This window comes from Shimia sp. (assembly GCF_022448905.1).
Lineage (GTDB): Bacteria > Pseudomonadota > Alphaproteobacteria > Rhodobacterales > Rhodobacteraceae > Shimia.
Window position 1 is genome coordinate 1 of sequence record NZ_JAKVCW010000028.1, and the last position, 18,524, is coordinate 18,524.

Consider the following 18,524-nt stretch of genomic DNA (forward strand, 5'->3'; position numbering starts at 1 on the left):
CCTTATCAAATCACCCTAATTGGACCCATAGGTGCTGACGTCAGACAGATAGGCGTTTCTCAGGCTGCTATGGCTGAAGCTATTGGCGTGTCACATCGTGCCTATCATAGCTACGAAAAAGGCAAACGCGGCGTCCCGGTCGAGGCCCTCGTCAAGATGCAATGCCGCTACGATATTGACGTCGCCTGGCTACTTTTGGGCACCAAATCCATTCGGGCTGGGCATGATTTCGAGGCCCTCAAACACATCGAAAGCTCGCTGGATAAGCACCTCACCGACGAGGGCATAAAAGTCAAAAGCGAGAAGCGCGGGGCCATCGTCGCGCGCTGGTATCAATCGCATGTCGAAGGCCGTGAAGTGACGGATGATGATGTGCACACATGGATTGAGCTGGTAAGGGAGTAATCTGGTGAACAAGGCAAGCAAACGCTGGGACATGTTGCGACACTCAGTCTTGGAGCGCACCCGTCGTGAGGTGATTGAACCCTTTGGGCCGCTTTACCTGATCTTACTGGGAACCAGCGTCTTTTACCTGATTGGCTTGGGTCAATTGTCATTGGCACAACAGTCCGCCGAATACTCGGTTTTTGCTGCCATCCTGATTTTTGCTATCGCCGCAGCTGGCTTGGCGCTTCCATTTTTGACAGGTGCGGTGCTGACCCTTCGCGCGGCCGATCGAAAGCTGGAACGTCTCCAACGCGGTTGAACCGATGGCTTTCGGCATCTTCATCCACCGCAGCGACTCGATCTACGACGACATTCCCTCGGAGCGGTATCAGTTTCCCAAGCAATACCTCTCTCGCGCCCAACAGTGCGAAGGGGATTGGATCGTCTACCTGGAGCCAAGCAAGGTCAAAGAGACCAAAGGCTATTTTTCTGTCGCTAAGGTTCAGGAGATCATTCCGGATCCTAGGAAACCGGACATGTTCTTGGCCGTGATTGAGCCGGGAACGTATCTTGATTTCGGCGACCCAGTTTCATTCCGGGACGAGAACTCAATCATCGAAAGAGGATTGCTGAACGAGCAAGGCAAGATATCCGGACGCGCGCAAGCCGCAGTAAGAACCCTTTCAGCTGAAGACTTCGCCCGAATAGTTGAACGTGGTCTTGGACGAGATGAGGACATCCTGCCACGCGTGGGCGACACGATGCAGTTGCCAGGGTTTCAGGACGCGCAAGCACCTTTCCAACACGTGCCTGCACGGGAACGCGTCAACCAACTGACCAATCGCGCGGTTCGCGATCGCAATTTCAGAAAGAACGTCCTGCGCGCCTACGGCGAGCACTGCGCCATCACTGGTTTACGCCTGATCAATGGCGGTGGCCGCGCTGAAGTAGAAGCCGCTCATATCAGACCTGTAGAGCATGACGGCCCCGACATTGTCAGCAACGGACTCGCCCTGTCCGGAACCGCGCATTGGATGTTTGATCGCGGCCTCGTAGGGTTGGCAGACGACTTGACAATTCTGGTTTCCCGACAAAGCAACGATATCGAAGCTGTGACATCGATGATCAACTCGTCCGGCAAGATCTTGGTGCCGGACCGCTTCGCCAACCGGCCAAGGACCGAGTTTGTAACCTGGCACAGAGATAATTGTTTCAAGCATTAACGATACTCACTGCGGACCTTGGTGCAAAACGCAGCTAACGGCCGGAAAGAGCCCATTTCGACCGATGCTGCGCAAACTACGAATGGCCGTGTTTCTGGATTCAACGTTCTGCAGCACCGGTTGGAAAATTCGTCCTGATCTGTAAAGAAGTGATAGATTGAAGTGTAACTCGATAAATGTTTTGAATGGGCATGACCTTCGAACAACTCCGTACTTTTCTTTGGGTTGCACGCCTTGGTGGCTTTCGCAAAGCATCAGACCGATTGCATCTGTCTCAGCCCGCAGTATCAACACGCATTTCGAACCTTGAAGAAGAGCTGGAGGCCAAGCTCTTCGAGCGCGGTCCAGGCCAATTGATCCTTACCAAGAAAGGCCAACAGCTTCTGGGCTACGCCGAGCAGATGTTGTTCGTTGAGGAGGAAATCAAAAATCGAGTTGCTAACCCAGCCGAGACAGAAGGCTTGTTTCGGCTCGGGGCTTCCGAAACCATTGCACAAGCATGGCTACCATCGTTCATCAAGGCCTTCAGCACTCAGTTCCCGAAGGTAAATGTTGACCTGACTGTCGATATTTCAATTAATCTCCGCGAATATCTATTGGAGCGTAGGCTCGATCTGGCCTTCCTGATGGGTCCTGTCTCCGAGTATTCCGTCAACAACGTAGCTCTGCCGCAATTTGATCTACATTGGTACAAATCCAGAGAGCTGGGTGAGATTGATCTCTCGGAAGTCCCGATCATTTCATACTCTAGTCAGACCCGACCATATCGCGAGCTGACATCCGAATTGGCGAGGCTCGTCGGCCCCAAATCCCGAGTGTTCACATCAGCTTCATTGTCGGCGAGCCTTAAGATGATTGCAGCGGGAATCGCCGTCGGTCCTCACCCTCGTGTCCTTGCGGCCCCTTATTTGGAAACTGGCGAAGTCGAGGAATTTGATCCGGGCTTTGTGCCTCCTGCATTGGAATTTACGGCCTCGTATCTTGCAGAGCCGAGGAGCTTTCTTGCTGAAAACAGTGCGGAAATTGCCCGAGACGTTGCGGTTGAGTGGCACAACGCACACCCAAGATAGTTTCAAAAATTCTATCGGTATGAATAAATAATGATAATTTGATTGAATGGTGCCTGTGTGTGAAGGTTTGGTGACAAATTCACAGGGGCCAAAATGTCAAATACCCAGTCGAACGAGATCGAAGTTTCACTCCTTTCGAGCGAAGAGATCAGGACGCGTATAAGAGCAAGTCAGTATGACGCACATACGTCGGGACTGGCCCCTGGAAAGCTCCAGTGCAATCTTGCTATTCTCCCTGAGCAGTACGCACTGGACTTTCTACGGTTCTGCCAACGCAACCCGAAGCCCTGCCCAGTTGTTGGCGTCGGAGACACTGGCAACCCGATGCTGCCAACGCTAGGTCGTGACATCGACATACGAACAGATGTGCCACGCTACAGGGTTTTTCGGAACGGTAGGTTCGTAGAAGAAGTGACGGACATCTCATCGTTGTGGACCGACAAGCTGGTCACTATCGCATTGGGGTGTTCATTTACGTTCGAGAACGCACTTATCCGTGCAAATATTCCGGTCCGCCATATCGAGATGGGCCGGAACGTCCCTATGTTTCGGACCAATATCGCGCTTTCATCCGCAGGACCATTTTTCGGAAATATGGTCGTCACAATGCGGCCTTTGCGCGAAGAACAGATTGAAAAAGCAAAAGTCATCAGTGCGAAATACCCACAAGCGCATGGTGCTCCAATTGGCATGGGCGATCCATCATCCATTGGCATCTCCGATCTCAGTCAGCCCGATTATGGTGATCCGGTTGAGGTCAAACCCGGCGAGGTGCCGGTCTATTGGGCTTGCGGCGTAACTCCGCAAAACGTCCTCAGAGCTGCAAAGCTCCCCCTTTGCATCACTCATGCGCCTGGACACATGCTGATCACTGACGTGCCCGAGGATGCAGAAACAACAATCTATCAAGAACCAACCCAACAAGGAGAGAAAATATGAAACGTACATTAAGCGTGCTTGCCGCGACCACAGCCATTGCCGCACCTGCTATTGCCGAGGATCTTTCTGTCGTCGGAAGCTGGTCGAGCCTGCCTTTGCACAAACAGTATGAGGCACCTTTCTGGTCCGAGACCTTACCCGCAGCCGGCGACTTCAACGTTGAGCTGACGACACACAACCAGATGGGTCTTGGGCTGTCTGAGATTTACCCGCTTCTCGGACAAGGCGTTTACGATGTCGCAATGACGGTTGCCGACTATGCAGTTGGCGATGCGCCTGAGCTTGAAGGCCTTGATGTTCCCTTGCTGGCGCTGACAGCGGACGAAGCTCGCGCAATGGTCGATGCCGCCCGCCCGATGGTGTCTTACATCTATCGTGATCGTTTCAATGCCGAGGTTTTGGCAATCGCGCCGTACCCGCCGCAGGTCGTTTTCTGCAATGCCGAGATCAGCAGCTTTTCCGATTTGGAAGGTTTGAAAGTTCGTGCGTCTGGTCGCATGACCGCTCTTTTCCTCGAAGCTCTTGGTGCCGAAGGCGTCAACGTCTCCTTCTCAGAAGTTCCAGGCGCACTTCAGAATGGCGTTGTTGACTGCGCTGTGACAGGTGCCGGTTCGGGGTATTCTGCGGGTTGGTGGGAAGTCTCGACCCACCTTCTGCCAATTCCTTTGGGCGGCTGGGACCACGTCGTAACCGCCATGAACGCAGACAAATGGGATGGCCTGAGTGAAAGCGATCAAAATCTGATCCGCGAACAGATTTCGGCAGGGTTTGAAGAACCTGCTTGGGCCAGCGCCCAAGATGCTCTGATCAATGACATCGCCTGTCTGACAGGAAACGGCGCTTGTACGGCAGGTGAGGCGCGCGACATGGCTCTCGTCGAGATTTCCGACGCAGATTTTGAAACGGCCCGCGGTATTCTGATCGGCGAAGTCCTTCCTGATTGGGCAGAACGTGCAGGTGATGACTGGGCGACGCGCTGGAACGAGTCCGTTGGTCAAGTTGTCGGTGTGACAATCGAGTAATAACCGCTTTTGACAAGGAGACGTTCAAAATGGAACTGGCGTTGATCAATAGGCTTCGAAAGATCAATCATACCATCGCGATTGTGGTTGGCCTTGTCCTTTTGGGAATGGCGGCCTTTGTGGTCGCAGATATTGTACTTCGCCAGGTCCATGCGTCCTTTGGCGGATCTGAAGAGTTGGCAGGCTATGCGATGGCACTCGTCAGCTCATGGGGTATGGCCTTCGCATTGTTGGAGCTTGGCCATATCCGCATCGACCTTCTGAGATCGCGCATGCAAGGTACATTGCGCGCACTCTTCGATGTGTTTTCAATGATTATCATGTCTTGGGTTGTGGTGACGATTGCCATTAAATGCTGGCCGGTCGTGGAACGCGCAGTCGAAAATGGCAGCAGAGCAAACACGCCCCTTGCAACTCCACTAGCTTGGGTACAAGTCCCTTGGTTCGCGGGTTGGGTCTGGTTTGCTATCATGGCGTGCCTTGTCACGCTCGCAGCAATCAGTCTGTTCGTGCGTGGGCGTGGAAGCGAAACAGAAACCTTTATCGGCGCGTTTGCAGAACTGGATACCTTGAAATGATTACCTATGTTTCAGCCGGGTTGCTGGCACTGCTGGCACTTTCCATTCCCGTCGGCATCGTTCTTTTTCTTTTGGGCTTTGGTGTCGACCAGTTTTTCTCGAACTTCCCACTGAGCCGCGCACTGGGCAATATGGTCTGGTCGTCATCGAGTTCAGCAACGCTGATCGCGATCCCATTCTTTGTCCTATTGGGTGAAATCCTTGTACGTTCTGGCGTTGCCACCCGCACCTATGCTGCGCTGGATCGCTGGGTCAGTTGGCTCCCGGGCGGTCTGGTCCACGCCAACGTCGCAACCGCAACGATGTTCTCTGCCACTTCTGGCTCATCGGTTGCGACCGCAGCAACTGTCGCTACAGTGGCGATGCCACAGGCGGAAAAGCTGGGATATGACCCGAAGCTCTTTTCTGGTGCTATCGCTGCTGGCGGAACGCTTGGGATAATGATCCCGCCGTCGATCAACCTGATCGTCTACGGTTTTCTGACACAATCCTCGATCCCGCAACTGTTCCTGGCCGGTCTTTTGCCGGGGCTGGGACTTGCGCTGGCCTTTCTGATGATTACGGCCATCCTTTGTACGATCCGCCCTGAACTGGGCGGCAACCGCCGGGTGTTCCCATTCCTGCAAATGGCGAGGGCGCTCGTTGACCTAGTGCCAATCCTCGTCCTATTCGCACTCATTGTGGGGTCGATCTATCGCGGATGGGCTACCCCAACTGAGGCCGCAGCCGTCGGTGTTGCAGGTGCGTTGCTTATCGCGCTGGCTTTTGGCGGGGTGAACTGGACAATGATGCGCGAAAGCCTACTCGGCACGATCAAGGTCACGTCAATGATCATGCTGATCATCATCGGTGCCTCGTTTTTGAATTTCACACTTTCCTCTGCTGGACTCGGTCGCGAGCTGACAACTTTCCTCGAAGGTTTAGGCCTCTCGCCTCTCGGTTTCATCATGGTGGTGGTGTTGATCTATATCGTCTTGGGCTTCTTTATCGAGACCCTGTCGTTGATGGTCGTAACAATCCCAATCATCGTCCCGATGGTTCTGGCGCAAGGTTATGATGTGATTTGGTTCGGCATTCTAATGATCGTCTTAATTGAAATGGCGCTGATCACTCCGCCTGTTGGATTGAACCTGTATGTGGTCCAGGGCGCACGGAAGTCGGGGAATTTAAACGAAGTGATGCTTGGGGCGTTGCCCTACTGCTTGACTATGCTCGCGATGGCCTTCGCCTTGATCGCGTTCCCGGAAATCGCTCTCTGGCTGCCAGCCATCCTAGAATAGCGACCTAACCAGACTGAATTAATCTGAATGCTGCGGCCAAACGGCTGCAAACGAAGGAGAACTGTCCGATGTGGCAATTTTGGGTAGACCGTGGTGGCACGTTCACCGACATCGTAGCGAAGTCCCCAACAGGCGACTTAAAAACACATAAACTTCTGTCGGAGAACCCGGAAGTCTACAAGGACGCGGCCGTTCATGGCATCCGTGAGTTGCTCGATCTCAAAGCCGATACGCCCGTGCCGAGCGGATTTATCGAGGCCGTCAAAATGGGCACGACCGTTGCGACCAACGCTCTGCTAGAGCGAAAGGGTGAGCGGACGGTTCTGTTCATCACCAAAGGCATGAAGGACCTTTTGCGGATCGGGTATCAAAACCGTCCCAAGCTCTTTGATCTGAATATCCAATTACCCGAGCTGCTGTATGAGGATGTTGTCGAGGTTGAAGAACGGCTGGACGCGGATGGCAATATCCTTTCCCCGCTCAATTGCACTGCCGCACGCGAGGCTCTGTCACGGGCCTATGGCAAAGGGTATCGGTCCGTAGCCATTGCGCTAATGCACAGTTACCGCTTCCCAGATCATGAAAAACGCCTTGGCGAGATGGCAAGACAGTCTGGCTTTGATCAGATTTCTCTCAGTCACGAGGTCAGCCCACTGATTAAACTCGTGGGCCGTGGCGACACAGCCGTTGTTGATGCCTATCTGTCCCCGATTTTGCGCCGCTATGTCGATCAGGTTGCCGAAGCGCTTGGCGCACATTCCGGCGGATGTGAGCGATTGATGTTCATGCAATCAAATGGTGGCTTGACCGATGCTCGGCTATTCCATGGTCGCGATGCCATCCTGTCTGGACCCGCTGGCGGGGTGGTCGGCATGGTTCGATCTGCAGCTGAGCTGGGCTTTGAAAAGCTGATTGGCTTCGATATGGGCGGCACCTCTACAGACGTGTGCCACTATGCCGGAGAATTCGAACGTTCGTTTGAGACCGAGGTCGCAGGCGTGCGAATGCGGGCACCCATGATGTCCATTCATACTGTCGCGGCAGGTGGCGGCTCGATCCTCTCGTACAGAGACGGCAGGATGCAGGTTGGCCCGGAAAGCGCAGGCTCAAATCCTGGCCCAGCCGCCTACCGTCGCGGTGGTCCGCTGACTGTTACGGATTGTAACGTGCTCTTGGGTAAATTGAATCCAGATCACTTCCCGCATGTTTTTGGGCCAGATGCTGACCAGCCACTCGACAAAGATACAGTATGCCAAAAGTTTGAAGAGCTGGCGGCAGAGATCGGTGATGGAAAGTCGCCAGAAGAGCTTGCCGAAGGCTTCCTGCGAATCGCAGTTGAAAACATGGCCAATGCGATCAAGCAAATCAGCGTTCAGCGTGGCTATGACGTGACGCAATACACAATGAACTGCTTTGGCGGCGCTGGCGGTCAGCACGCCTGTCTTGTGGCCGATGCTTTGGGTATGGAGAGCATCTTTATCCATCCGTTTGCAGGCGTTTTGTCTGCCTTTGGCATGGGGCTGGCGGATGTGCGGGCGATGCGCGAACAGCAGTTTGAGCGACCTCTTACTGATACCGGCGCGAGTGCGGCACTGGATGCCATGGCTCAGGTGGCAGGGGATGAGGTGAAAGGTCAGGGCATCGACCCCACCGACATTGCTATCTCTAAGCGGGCGCAGATCCGGCCTCGCGATGCACAGCAAAGCCTGGAAGTGGCCTTTGGCGCACCTTCTGACATGGAAGCGGATTTCATTGCAGCGCATCAGCAACGGTTTGGATTTGCACCAGATAGCCGCGATCTGATCATTGATGTGCTGATCGTCGAAGCCATCGGTCAAACCGGTGAACAGGTGAGCCTGCCTGATCCGCAAGACACCAAGATGGAAAAGACGACAGTCTCCGTCTGCTTTGAGGGCAGGTGGCAGGACGTTCCCTTGGTGAACCGCGCGAGCCTAACATTGGGTGAATCCCTCGAAGGGCCGGTCATTCTGACCGAGCCGACCGGCACCAACGTTGTTGAACCAGGCTGGCGCGCCACCTGTGCCAAGGGCGGCAACCTGATCCTGGAACGGGCTGTGCCGATTAAACGGGCCGAGGCGATAGGAACCTCAGTTGATCCTGTAATGCTCGAAGTGTTCAACAACCTTTTCATGTCAATTGCTGAGCAAATGGGCGCAACGTTGGCCAATACGGCTTACTCGGTGAACATCAAAGAGCGCTTGGATTTCTCCTGTGCCATTTTCGACCAGAATGGTGATCTGGTTGCTAACGCACCGCATGTGCCTGTGCATCTTGGGTCCATGTCGGAAAGCGTGCGAACCGTATTGCGCGAGAACGAGGGAAAAATCCGACCCGGCGACGTGTTTATGATGAACAACCCCTATAATGGCGGCACTCATCTGCCCGACGTGACAGTGATCACGCCCGTTTTTGATGAAGACGGCGAGAGCATTCTATATACTGTCGCGTCGCGTGGGCACCATGCTGACATCGGTGGAAAGACGCCAGGGTCGGCTCCACCCGACAGCCGCACAAGCGAAGAAGAAGGCGTCGTGATAGACAACTTCCTTCTCGTTGAAAAAGGGCAACTGCGGGATCGTGCGACACGCGAGCTCTTGGCTTCTGGCACTTATCCGTGCCGGAACGTTGATCAGAACATGGCCGATCTCGCAGCGCAGATTGCAGCGAACGCGACCGGTGTTGCCGAGTTACAAAAGATCACAAGACAGTTCGGGATCAACGCGGTTCATGCCTATATGGGCCATGTTCAAGACAATGCTGAAGAAAGCGTGCGGCGTGTTCTAGATGTTCTGAAGGACGGCAAATTTAGCTATCCGATGGACAGCGGCGCAAAGATCGAGGTTGAGATTCGCGTTGATCGGGCGGGCCGGTCTGCAACGATTGATTTCACTGGAACTTCTCCCCAGAGTCCTCTGAATTACAATGCGCCAATGGCGATCTGCCGGGCGGTTGTTCTCTACGTCTTTAGGACGCTTGTGGGCCGCGACATCCCGATGAACGAAGGGTGTCTCAAACCGCTGACGCTGATCGTTCCTGAAGGCTCGATGATCAACCCCAAGGCCCCAGCGGCTGTAATCTCCGGAAACACCGAAGTGAGCCAATCCATTGCTGATACGCTCTATGGCGCACTTGGCGTCATCGCAGGCAGTCAGGGAACCATGAACAACTTTGTTTACGGCAACGATGTCTATCAAAACTATGAAACAATCTGCGGCGGCACTGGTGCCGGAGACAGTTTCCACGGTACGAGCGCGGTACACAGCCACATGACAAACACGCGCATGACGGACCCGGAAGTTCTTGAAACCCGGTTCCCCGTTCGCGTTGACGAATTCTCTATACGTCAAGGCTCCGGCGGGCTCGGAAAATTCGTCGGAGGCAACGGTATAATACGTCGACTGACCTTCAACGAGGCAATGACCGTCACCACCCTAAGCTCTCACCGGATCGTTCCACCGCAGGGCGCGCGCGAGGGTGCGTCTGGCGCGACAGGTGAAAACTCGGTGCAGCGAGTAAACGGTGAAATCGAACTCTTGTATGGCAATGACCAAGCCGAATTGGCCAAAGGAGATACCTTCATCATGAAAACGCCCGGTGGTGGCGGTTACGGGAGCCCCTAGCAATAAGTGGAGGGTTCCTCAAAGATGCCGATGCCATGTTTTACCGCGTGGCATCGCATACAGGCATGCCCGATTGGGCTTCTTCCGTCGGGCGTATTGGTTAAAACTAGTACGCTTCCTTAGACGTCAGAAACGAGCACTTTCTTTGATAGGCAACAGAAAGCAGACATTTGAGCAGCCGCAGCGAAATGCCGATTTGTCCGCTCAGCGGACCTTCGCCGCACGCCACATCAAGGTCTGCAATGCGGACAAAGTGAACTTTCGCAGCGAATGCGCGAATGTCTGCATTGCGGGGCTACATCCATCCAATTCGCAGGTGCAAGGGCGCTTTTGGCCACTTCGGCATATACAGAGCCAATGCCCTTACAGCTCGGGTGAGCTGCGCCTAGCGCCGCATTAAGAACAATCTGACCGCATCTTGGTTGTTCGCCGCGCCAAGTTTGCTTTTGGCGTTTTTGAGATACAGGCGAACAGAAGATTCCTTAAGACCAAGCGAGTCTGCAATGTGTTTTGGACGAAAGCCTTTTGACAGCAGGTCCATGGTCTGCGACTCGCGCGGGCTTAAAGGGAGCGCTTCACCGGTGTGAATGTCCCCTTTTCGCCATGCTTCGAAACGCGCGTTTGCAACAAGACAAAGCGTGCGAAGATCATCGACCAGCGGCATGACTGTTCTTTCGAAATCATATCGCATCAGTGAATTGCCTAAAATGAATCCACCGTGGCGGCCTGACCCTTTCAGGGCAGTTGGAATACCGATCCCTGCATGCCAACCAAATTCGCGAACTTCTTGAATATAGTTACGCGTGTAGTCGTCAACGTAGTGATCGTTCAGATCAAGGTATTCTATGCCCAGTTTTGTGGGCTCGAATGTCGAACAGCAATACGCAACAAATGGTTCACGAAAATCAGGTTCCTTCACCAGAGTTCGCGGCCATTCATTGGGCAGCGTTGATCTGATAAACCAATCAGGCGGAGCGCCATCGTTGCGCGTCACATAGATGACTTTGTCCAATTTGAAACGGGCTAGCGTATAAACAAAGCGGTCCCATGCGCCGTCGGGTGTGCGGGCAGTTTCGATTCCATAGGCGCATTCGAGAAGAGTTCGGTCCATACCGCCAAATCGATATATCGATTTTGATATATTGCCAACCCTGCTGTTGCACAGGGATATTTGAGAAAGTCCAATCGAGTTGAGTAGCCTAGATGAAAACACTGATGAGTGCCCTGCGGATTTCAGCAGCTATCCTTTCTGTCCTATTCTCCCCAATTGCCACTGCAGAGGCGCAAGATACTTCGAATGTGATGATCGTGTTTGATGCTTCTGGATCGATGTGGGGACAAATAGATGGGGAGACAAAGATTGAGATCGCGCGCGACGCTTTCGCTAATGCGCAGTCGGTGTGGGATGAGGCGGGCCAAAATATCGGCCTGATCGCTTACGGGCACCGCCGCAAAGGAGACTGCCAGGATATCGAAATGATGGTCGCTGTCGGAGGCAACAACGGCGCTGCTGTGGCCGATCAGATCCAGTCATTGCGCCCGAAGGGAAAAACGCCGCTGACGGACGCTATTCGCCTGGCGGCAGCGGAACTACGTTACCGTGAAGAGGCGGCAACCGTTTTGCTGTTTTCTGATGGCATTGAAACCTGCAACGCTGATCCCTGTTCTTTGGCGACCGAGCTTGAAGACGATGGCATCGATTTTACGGCTCATGTGATTGGGTTCGGTCTGGGCAGTGACACGGATCGGACCGAACTGCAGTGCATCGCTGACAATACGGGGGGGCGGTTTATCGAAGCACAGGATGCGGCCGGGCTGCAGGAGGCTTTTACAAAAGTCGCAGACGCCCCTGTGGCTGTTGACCAACCTAACGAGAACGGCGAAATCATCCGCTTTCAGATTGTCATTGCTGAAGCCGAAGGCACGGCGCGACCGGTTCAACTGACACTACGCGCCACCAACATCGAGAGCGGTGAAAAACAAGTTTTAGGCACATTGCGCGGCGCGGATCAGATCATTCAGGGTCTAGCGGCAGAGCTCACAGCGGGAGGCTGGAAACTCGAGGCGCTTAGCGAAGGAGGGCATGGCGAAATTTCCGTTACGCTGGCGGCTGAAACGCAAAAGGTAGAGATCCCGTTTACCGCAAATGACACAAGCTTTGTCCTACTTGAGGGCGGCCCGTACCGGCTGGGAGTAGAGCATGCGTTCTTCCTGGGCGTGACCGATCCTTTGCAAGCCAATGCAGACTACACGGTTGCGCTGTTTCCGGCCGGTGCGACGGAATATGACCAGCGCATCGACTGGGAAACTCGCTTTGGTTCCGACACCACCGGTTTTACCGAACATGGTTTGATGGCGCCGGAGACAGCCGGTGACTATGAGATCATCGTGCTGCAAGGCTATGATCTTGGGGCGGCAAATGCGCGGTTCCCGGTCACCTTTTCCGAGGATGCCCCGCTACGTTGGAAAGGTGTGACGCAGGGCGAGCCAGGCCAGGCCGTGCCGATCAAGATCTCGGGCGACACCTATCGCAACAACACCCTTGCCTTGCGGTCTGCCGACGGCACCGAGGTGGTCAGTCAATGGCTGCAAGCCTATGTGGCCGAGGATGGTGCGCCCAAGCTCACGCTGCCTGACAGGCCGGGGGTATATGAGCTGATCTATCGCGCAACGTCACAGGATGGTGAGATCAGCCTGGGTCAAATCACGGTCGGCGATGTGGTACTAGAAGACGACGCCGATGCCGTAGCGCCGCCGACCGAAGCCACAATGACAGGACCGCCCACAGCACAAGAGCCAAAGCCGTCGAGCGCGCCAGAGCCAAAACGTTCAGTGCCAGAAACGGAGTTCCAGTGCACACAACCCGCCTGCCTCTATTTCAGCAACACACTGGCCCTGGGAGACATTCCCATTCATCAGGGATTTGGGGCGGCAAATGAGAAACGAGACAATGAAGGACGGCCTTCGTTTGATGTCGTAAATCTCTCCTCGGGCGATGTGATCACGGTCCACCCCATCGTTATGGCGGGCGAAATGGACTGCATGGTGGTTTCGGAAAACGGACGCAATGAGGGGCTTCAAAACAGCACGCTTTGCATGACCCAAAACAGCAATGGTCAGACCGTCGCGCAATTTGAAACCCTCGAAGCATGGGTGGCAAATGAGAACGAAAAGCTGCTTGAGGCGGAACTGGCAGAAGATCGCAAAGCCCATGCCGAGACGATGGGCGAGGACGCAATATTCACAAGCTCCACACTAAACACCGCTTGGACAATCTATACGAACGACACGTTTGATGTTGTTGGGATCGTGAGTTTTGACCTCGCCGGGGAAGATACTACGTCGGTAAATGCAATATTGACCCTTTATCCATCTGAAGCCACCGGCCTTGAGGTGCAGGTAACTGTACCGTTGGTAGCCAATATTCAGGTATCAGGCAGCACAGAAGTCACGGGCATTACAGCAAAGGACGGCGGCAGTTTGGGCGTGCAGATCCAGCTTTCGCGGCCCCCTGCATGGGATGGACAGGACAATGTCTTTCACGGTTTGACAATGATCGGCAGCACCGGGAAGGTGCTCAGGGTAGGAGTGTTTTGATGCTGAGAGGGATCATACTCGCAATTGCACTGGTCGCAATTTCACCGACCCATGGTGCCGCTCAAGAGGTGGATAGCAACTGGGACGGGCCGGATGTCCCCGAGGTCAGGCGCCTCCAGGACGGCGGGATCGAGTACACCGGACGATGGATCGCGCGCAGGATACTGGTCAAGCGGGCTGATATTCATGACCTTCACAGACGCGGCTTTCCGCGTTTAGTTCTGAACAAGGACGGCCAGCTCTTTGCAGTGATGACCCAAAAATCTATCGGGCATATCGATCGGTTTTGGGGCGGTGACGGCCATGTCCCCGCCTATGAAGGCGAAATTGAACTTTTCAACCCAGATGTCTGGGCAGATGAAGACCGGACATCGAAGCTGCCAGAAGTAACGGACAAGGTCGTCAAGCTTGACGAGATTGCAGAACGTCCGGGCGCGATCGACCTTGATACGGTTGCTGCTGAGGGTGGCCCGATAGAATTGTTCAGCGATGCTGAAATCGGTGCAATCAATCCCGTAGATGGCACGTGGATTGCGCAGATAAGCGACGTAACCGCCACGGGGTGCCCTTCCGGTGTCGAAGCGGCTGCGTTTGGAATGATAGGTGGCACCCCGTCGACAAGTGTTACCTTCACCAAGCCATGGTGGTCTCCGGGCGATTTCAATGCCGAGTTAGCGGCTCAGACCTGGCGACCTGTTGGGGCCAATGGATATTTCTCAACGCCCTACAAAATGGGCACTGAAGCGGCAGGATCAGGCATGGCGGTGATCGTCAACATGGGAATGCAAGCCCGTGCGCCGGATCGCATCGCGGTCTGGGGGCGGGTCAATATGAAACTCAACGCAGTTCTGGCGCAGATGGCAGGTGGGTCACAAGACTGCGTGGCGTTGATCACCGGTCACTATGTGCGACAATGAAAGGCATCACTTTGTTTAGAAAAATTTGCTCCTTAGCTCTGCTGTTGGTTTTCTTCTCACCGACAAGTCCTTGGGCGCTCGACTGTTCCTCAACACGAGACGAACTCGTTGCGGCGCTTCCGGGTACCTGGATTGCCGAAAACAGCGCGGGCACGTTGAGTTTCAACGGAAAAACGATGGCTTTGCCGCCCAGGAACGGTGGCTCGGGCGAGATCTTGCAATCCGAGTCCGGACTGTCGGTTATGGATTGGGGCGTGCCCGGAGTTTTCCCGGCGACATTTGTTGAAAACGCGCGCTTCGTGTTGGCAGCCCCGAATGCAGCGTTGATCTATGATGGCGCAGAGTTCCTGGCAAAAATGCCTGACTTCGTGAGCAGTGACGAGCTCTCCCTTCTCCTGGGGTGCAAAGAAGATGACATCCCGCCACAGCTCCACATCTCAGGCGCTTTCGACGATCCGGAAGGAAAAGTCGACTTCGATGTCTTTCTATTCGTCCTGAACGAAAACACCCTCTATGGGGTCACATCGGGCAAGCTTAGCGCAATGAATGGGCATGCCAAGCGCATCACACGCTGGGTCAGATCACAATGAGGCGAGAAGCGCTCAACAAGGACACCAGATAGCCAGCGAAAGCGGATATTTGTTTAAATTGCGGCATTTGTTTTAAGGGCTCTTTCGAGCTATTCGCTGCATTCTACATGAAGTTCCGGTTTATCCGCATACGCACCCAGCAAAGAAATCGCAGACGTGTGGTGAATTGCTGCAGAACGAATCTAAGATTCCCAATGCAGACCCTCGAACCACGCCAACATTTGCAGTTAGATCAAAGCGAATGTCCGGCGCTGCGGTGGCTATCTCTCGCGTCTAACTCTCTTTCAGTCGCTTCTCGGCGTCTTTCGCTAGTTTCCAGCTGGTCTCTAACCCCGCCTGCAGCGTCGCGTAGTTCTGCTCCTCGCGCAGCAAGTCGGCCAATGTGGTGACGGACGTGAGATGTGATTTCATCAATAGCGCCACGCAATGCGCCAAGCCATTCACCTTGCTTTCGATCCTGCTGGTCGAGCGTTTCTCCAAGGCGTGCAATTCCTTGGCTGAGCTCTCGCAGGCCGTCACCAACCGTTCGACGGATGCGAGCAATTCGCGTTCCAATGTTGTCAGGGTCTGTGTCATCTAGGGTTCCTTGATCTCGATACAGATGACCGGCGTCCCGGCCATGGTGCAGGTCTTCAATTCGGTCCGGTCGGGGTCCAGCGTCACCCATGTCTGCCCAGCCTGTTCGATCCGTGTCAGGCCAAGCCTCGTCATCTCCGAGCTCGTGATCAAGCCCATCCAAAACCAACTCGCGATCAGCACTGTCGCGATCCAGGATGAGACCATCACCACGATCACCCAGGGTGAGATCGTCAACCAGCGCCTGATCGTCTCGCTCCGCCTCTCCAACTCGCTCCTGCTGTCGCTCAGAAAGAACCTGATATCGGTCTCGATTGTATGCAGCGCGCTGGTCGCAATGCTGCTGAAATCGCTCCTGAAGCTCTCCAGTTGAGATGCCATCAAGGCGGCGTGGTCGCTGCGTACTGTCTCCAGGTCCGCGTTCAATTTCTCGGCGAGGCGGTTCGGCTTGCCAGTCGTCATGGAAAATCTCTCCTTTCAAACGCCAGCGCTCGCCGGTGTCGGGGTCTTTGGCGGTGATGTAATTCTTGCTGGCACGGGGGATATCAAAGCCTGCATCGGTCAAAGCATCGATCATGCTGGCGCGGTCGGTGATGGTGCCGACGCTGATCTGATCGAGGATCCAATCGTGCAGCGCTTCGCGACCTTGCGCGCACGTCGGCGCTTCAATCGTCGCCCTCACTTCGCGAGCGCGATCTGGCTCCAAAGGGTCTGCCCAACCGTGCGTCTTGTTCATCAAATCACGCAGGCTGGAAAAGGCGTTTTCATGGCCTGGCGGTGCGATGTTCAACGCTTTGCCCGTGCTCAGCTCAAGGCGTGGCGTGCAGAAGTGCAGCTCGACATTGCCTTCATGCGAGTGGCGCACCCAGAGACAATCGTATTGATCCCTGTCCAGCCCAGCAAAGGCCAGAGCCTCAAATAGCTCAATGGCCTCTTGCTGGGCGGCGGGACTGGGATCGTCGCTGTAGGCAAAGCTGATCACACCTGCCGTGTAGCTCCATTTGTTGGGGCTCGCATCAATAAGGTCGCGGGTCTGAGCGGGATTACCGTGCAGCACCTCGGGCAGCGGGTCGCGGATCTTGGTTTGCGGCTGGCCGTTGTCATCACGGATCAGATCGCGGTTCTCGTCATAGGCCAGAACTTCGCGCGCGGTCAGGTAGTCGATGGGGGCTGCACCGCCTCCCGTACCGGTGGAGAAGAACGACATGATCATTCGCCACCGCCCGTGTGTGCCGCCACGATCTGCGCCAATTGTCGCTCGATGGCCAAAAGCTGCGTCGCGACCTTGAGCGCATCCACCTGGCTCGCGCGGCCGGATTTGACCGCGCCGTTGATCCAGCGGGAAAGTTGATTGAGGTTGCCGCCGACGCGGGCAATCGCAAAGGTCAGCTTCGGGTCAACACGAGGCACGGGCTTGCGCCGACGCGCCTCGGTCAGCCCCAATGCCTCGCGCATCAGCGTGGCATTGGGCAGGCCAGCGGCGCGCGCCTTGGCCACAAGCGCGGCCTTTTCCGACAGGGTGCATCGAAAGATCACGCTCTCGGAAAGGCCCTCTTTGACGCCGCTTGCGTGCGTTTGGTTGGGGTTTGAAGGGGAGGCTGGCCGCCCCTCACAAGTCCCGCCGATGTAATCGGTGGGTAACCTTGCTCTCTGCTCTTTGTGGAGACCGATCGCACTCATGCGCTAAGCCCCGCCGCTTCGATTTCAGCTGAGCTGACTAGGTTCGCGGCTAGCAAAGCGGTCACTTGGCCGGGTGTTATGTGGCGGCAAAGGGGGTGCTTGTCCGTGACCCAATCGGCCAGACCTTTCAGCAATTCAGCCTCTTTGGCTTTGCCCGCTTCTCGCGCTTCCTCAACCTCCTGAAGGTATTTCAACCAACGGCCAGAGGAGAACCAATTGTCGGAGAAGCACACCTTGGAGCGGGTGAAGCCTTCGCTCTCGGTCGCATAGGTCCGCACGGCCTCCTCGAGGTCTTTGGCGTCCACTCCGTCGGCCAGCGCTTGGCGGATTTGCGAGTTACAAACCGCTTTGCCGCGAACGCGATCCTCGGGGTAGGCGGACAAAATCTTTTCTGAAATCTCATCCTCCACCGCTACCTTCGTGTGCGAAGGATTTGGTTTTTGATATGGTTTATATCTGTTCTTATAGGATTTGCCCTCAGGGGCAGATGGCTTGCCCTCAGGGGCAAATGCATCATTTTCCCTCTCGGTCAGATCGATTTGCCCATTTGGGCAAATGGAGTTGCCCAAGGCATACCAACAGGTCCGATCATAACGATCATCGCTGAAATTGCCCTTGATGATCAGCTCTGCGCTGACCAGCTTTTCGAGCGCTGTTCGGATCTGCTTTTCGCTCAGATATGGGAACAACTCACTAAAGGCCGAGATCGAATTGTAAGTCCAATACCGCCCGTCTCGAAGGTTGCGGCGATTGGCTTGGTTCTTCTCGATCCAGAAGGTAATGTTCTGGAAAATCACCGCCGCGTTCAGGCCAACACGTCCCGCGATTTCGGGATCAAAGCTATGGTGGCTCATGATTGGCCCCCGAAATACGCACAAACGTGCGAATTTTGTACAGGTTTTGTACGAGAAATCGGCCGTTTCAGTCGATTGCGGCCCGAAAGCTGACGGGACTTTTTGCAGTCTTCTGCACAACGTCCTGTAAATAAGCCATATTTTTCAGGTGGTTTTGGCGACCCCGGCAG

16 protein-coding genes are annotated in these 18,524 nt (G+C 54.9%); 12 read left to right on the forward strand and 4 right to left on the reverse strand.

All coding sequences use genetic code 11. The features are described from left to right. The first annotated feature begins 9 nt into the window (after positions 1 to 9). The 9 genes from MK208_RS20725 (at position 10) to MK208_RS20765 (ending at position 10,140) form a co-directional block, all read left to right on the forward strand. Positions 10 to 405, forward strand: a complete 396-nt coding sequence (locus tag MK208_RS20725; RefSeq protein WP_294119662.1) for a helix-turn-helix transcriptional regulator — start codon at positions 10 to 12, stop codon at positions 403 to 405. 70 nt (positions 406 to 475) lie between these two features. Further along, positions 476 to 706 (forward strand): hypothetical protein, encoded by a 231-nt coding sequence (locus tag MK208_RS20730; protein WP_294119642.1) that lies wholly within the window; start codon positions 476 to 478, stop codon positions 704 to 706. Positions 707 to 710: 4 nt separating this feature from the next. Continuing rightward, positions 711 to 1,610: an HNH endonuclease gene (locus MK208_RS20735; protein ID WP_294119643.1), complete on the forward strand. Its 900-nt coding sequence runs from the start codon at positions 711 to 713 to the stop codon at positions 1,608 to 1,610. A 191-nt stretch (positions 1,611 to 1,801) separates the two neighbouring features. Next, positions 1,802 to 2,680, forward strand: a complete 879-nt coding sequence (locus MK208_RS20740) for a LysR family transcriptional regulator (protein ID WP_294119644.1) — start codon at positions 1,802 to 1,804, stop codon at positions 2,678 to 2,680. A gap of 93 nt (positions 2,681 to 2,773) precedes the next feature. Then, positions 2,774 to 3,619 (forward strand): putative hydro-lyase, encoded by an 846-nt coding sequence (locus MK208_RS20745; RefSeq protein WP_294119645.1) that lies wholly within the window; start codon positions 2,774 to 2,776, stop codon positions 3,617 to 3,619. Beyond that, positions 3,616 to 4,641, forward strand: coding sequence for a TRAP transporter substrate-binding protein (locus MK208_RS20750; RefSeq protein ID WP_294119646.1), 1,026 nt, complete (start codon positions 3,616 to 3,618; stop codon positions 4,639 to 4,641). Before MK208_RS20745 ends, MK208_RS20750 begins: the two co-directional genes overlap by 4 nt. A 29-nt stretch (positions 4,642 to 4,670) precedes the next feature. Further along, the gene (locus MK208_RS20755; RefSeq protein WP_294119647.1) at positions 4,671 to 5,219 is read left to right on the forward strand and encodes a TRAP transporter small permease; all 549 of its coding nucleotides are present in this window, start codon (positions 4,671 to 4,673) and stop codon (positions 5,217 to 5,219) included. Beyond that, complete coding sequence (locus MK208_RS20760; protein ID WP_294119648.1) at positions 5,216 to 6,499, forward strand: TRAP transporter large permease; 1,284 nt, start codon at positions 5,216 to 5,218, stop codon at positions 6,497 to 6,499. The genes MK208_RS20755 and MK208_RS20760 overlap by 4 nt, the downstream gene beginning before the upstream one ends. Before the next feature lie 68 nt (positions 6,500 to 6,567). Then, positions 6,568 to 10,140 carry a hydantoinase B/oxoprolinase family protein gene (locus MK208_RS20765; protein ID WP_294119649.1) on the forward strand — a complete coding sequence of 1,191 codons (3,573 nt, stop codon included), beginning with the start codon at positions 6,568 to 6,570 and terminating at the stop codon, positions 10,138 to 10,140. Between the two features lie 385 nt (positions 10,141 to 10,525). Here the strand turns inward: MK208_RS20765 and MK208_RS20770 are convergent, their stop codons facing one another. Further along, the gene (locus MK208_RS20770; RefSeq protein ID WP_294119650.1) at positions 10,526 to 11,251 is read right to left on the reverse strand and encodes a LuxR C-terminal-related transcriptional regulator; all 726 of its coding nucleotides are present in this window, start codon (positions 11,249 to 11,251) and stop codon (positions 10,526 to 10,528) included. Positions 11,252 to 11,343: 92 nt separating this feature from the next. Between MK208_RS20770 and MK208_RS20775 the strand changes: the two genes are divergently transcribed. Genes MK208_RS20775 through MK208_RS20785 form a run of 3 tightly spaced genes read left to right on the forward strand, consistent with a single transcriptional unit; the run spans position 11,344 to position 15,244 of the window. Continuing rightward, the gene (locus tag MK208_RS20775; RefSeq protein ID WP_294119652.1) at positions 11,344 to 13,737 is read left to right on the forward strand and encodes a VWA domain-containing protein; all 2,394 of its coding nucleotides are present in this window, start codon (positions 11,344 to 11,346) and stop codon (positions 13,735 to 13,737) included. Next, the gene (locus MK208_RS20780) at positions 13,737 to 14,654 is read left to right on the forward strand and encodes a hypothetical protein (protein WP_294119653.1); all 918 of its coding nucleotides are present in this window, start codon (positions 13,737 to 13,739) and stop codon (positions 14,652 to 14,654) included. Before MK208_RS20775 ends, MK208_RS20780 begins: the two co-directional genes overlap by 1 nt. Continuing rightward, positions 14,651 to 15,244 (forward strand): hypothetical protein, encoded by a 594-nt coding sequence (locus MK208_RS20785; protein ID WP_294119654.1) that lies wholly within the window; start codon positions 14,651 to 14,653, stop codon positions 15,242 to 15,244. The genes MK208_RS20780 and MK208_RS20785 overlap by 4 nt, the downstream gene beginning before the upstream one ends. Before the next feature lie 232 nt (positions 15,245 to 15,476). Here MK208_RS20785 and MK208_RS20790 read toward each other — a convergent pair whose 3' ends face one another. The 3 genes from MK208_RS20790 to MK208_RS20800 form a co-directional block, all read right to left on the reverse strand. Beyond that, complete coding sequence (locus MK208_RS20790; protein ID WP_294119655.1) at positions 15,477 to 17,033, reverse strand: relaxase/mobilization nuclease domain-containing protein; 1,557 nt, start codon at positions 17,031 to 17,033, stop codon at positions 15,477 to 15,479. Further along, on the reverse strand, positions 17,030 to 17,356 hold the full coding sequence (mobC, locus tag MK208_RS20795) for a plasmid mobilization relaxosome protein MobC (protein WP_294119657.1): 327 nt from the start codon (positions 17,354 to 17,356) through the stop codon (positions 17,030 to 17,032). The genes MK208_RS20790 and mobC overlap by 4 nt, the downstream gene beginning before the upstream one ends. 140 nt (positions 17,357 to 17,496) lie before the next feature. Beyond that, positions 17,497 to 18,354, reverse strand: coding sequence for a hypothetical protein (locus tag MK208_RS20800; RefSeq protein WP_294119660.1), 858 nt, complete (start codon positions 18,352 to 18,354; stop codon positions 17,497 to 17,499). Between the last annotated feature and the right edge of the window lie 170 nt (positions 18,355 to 18,524).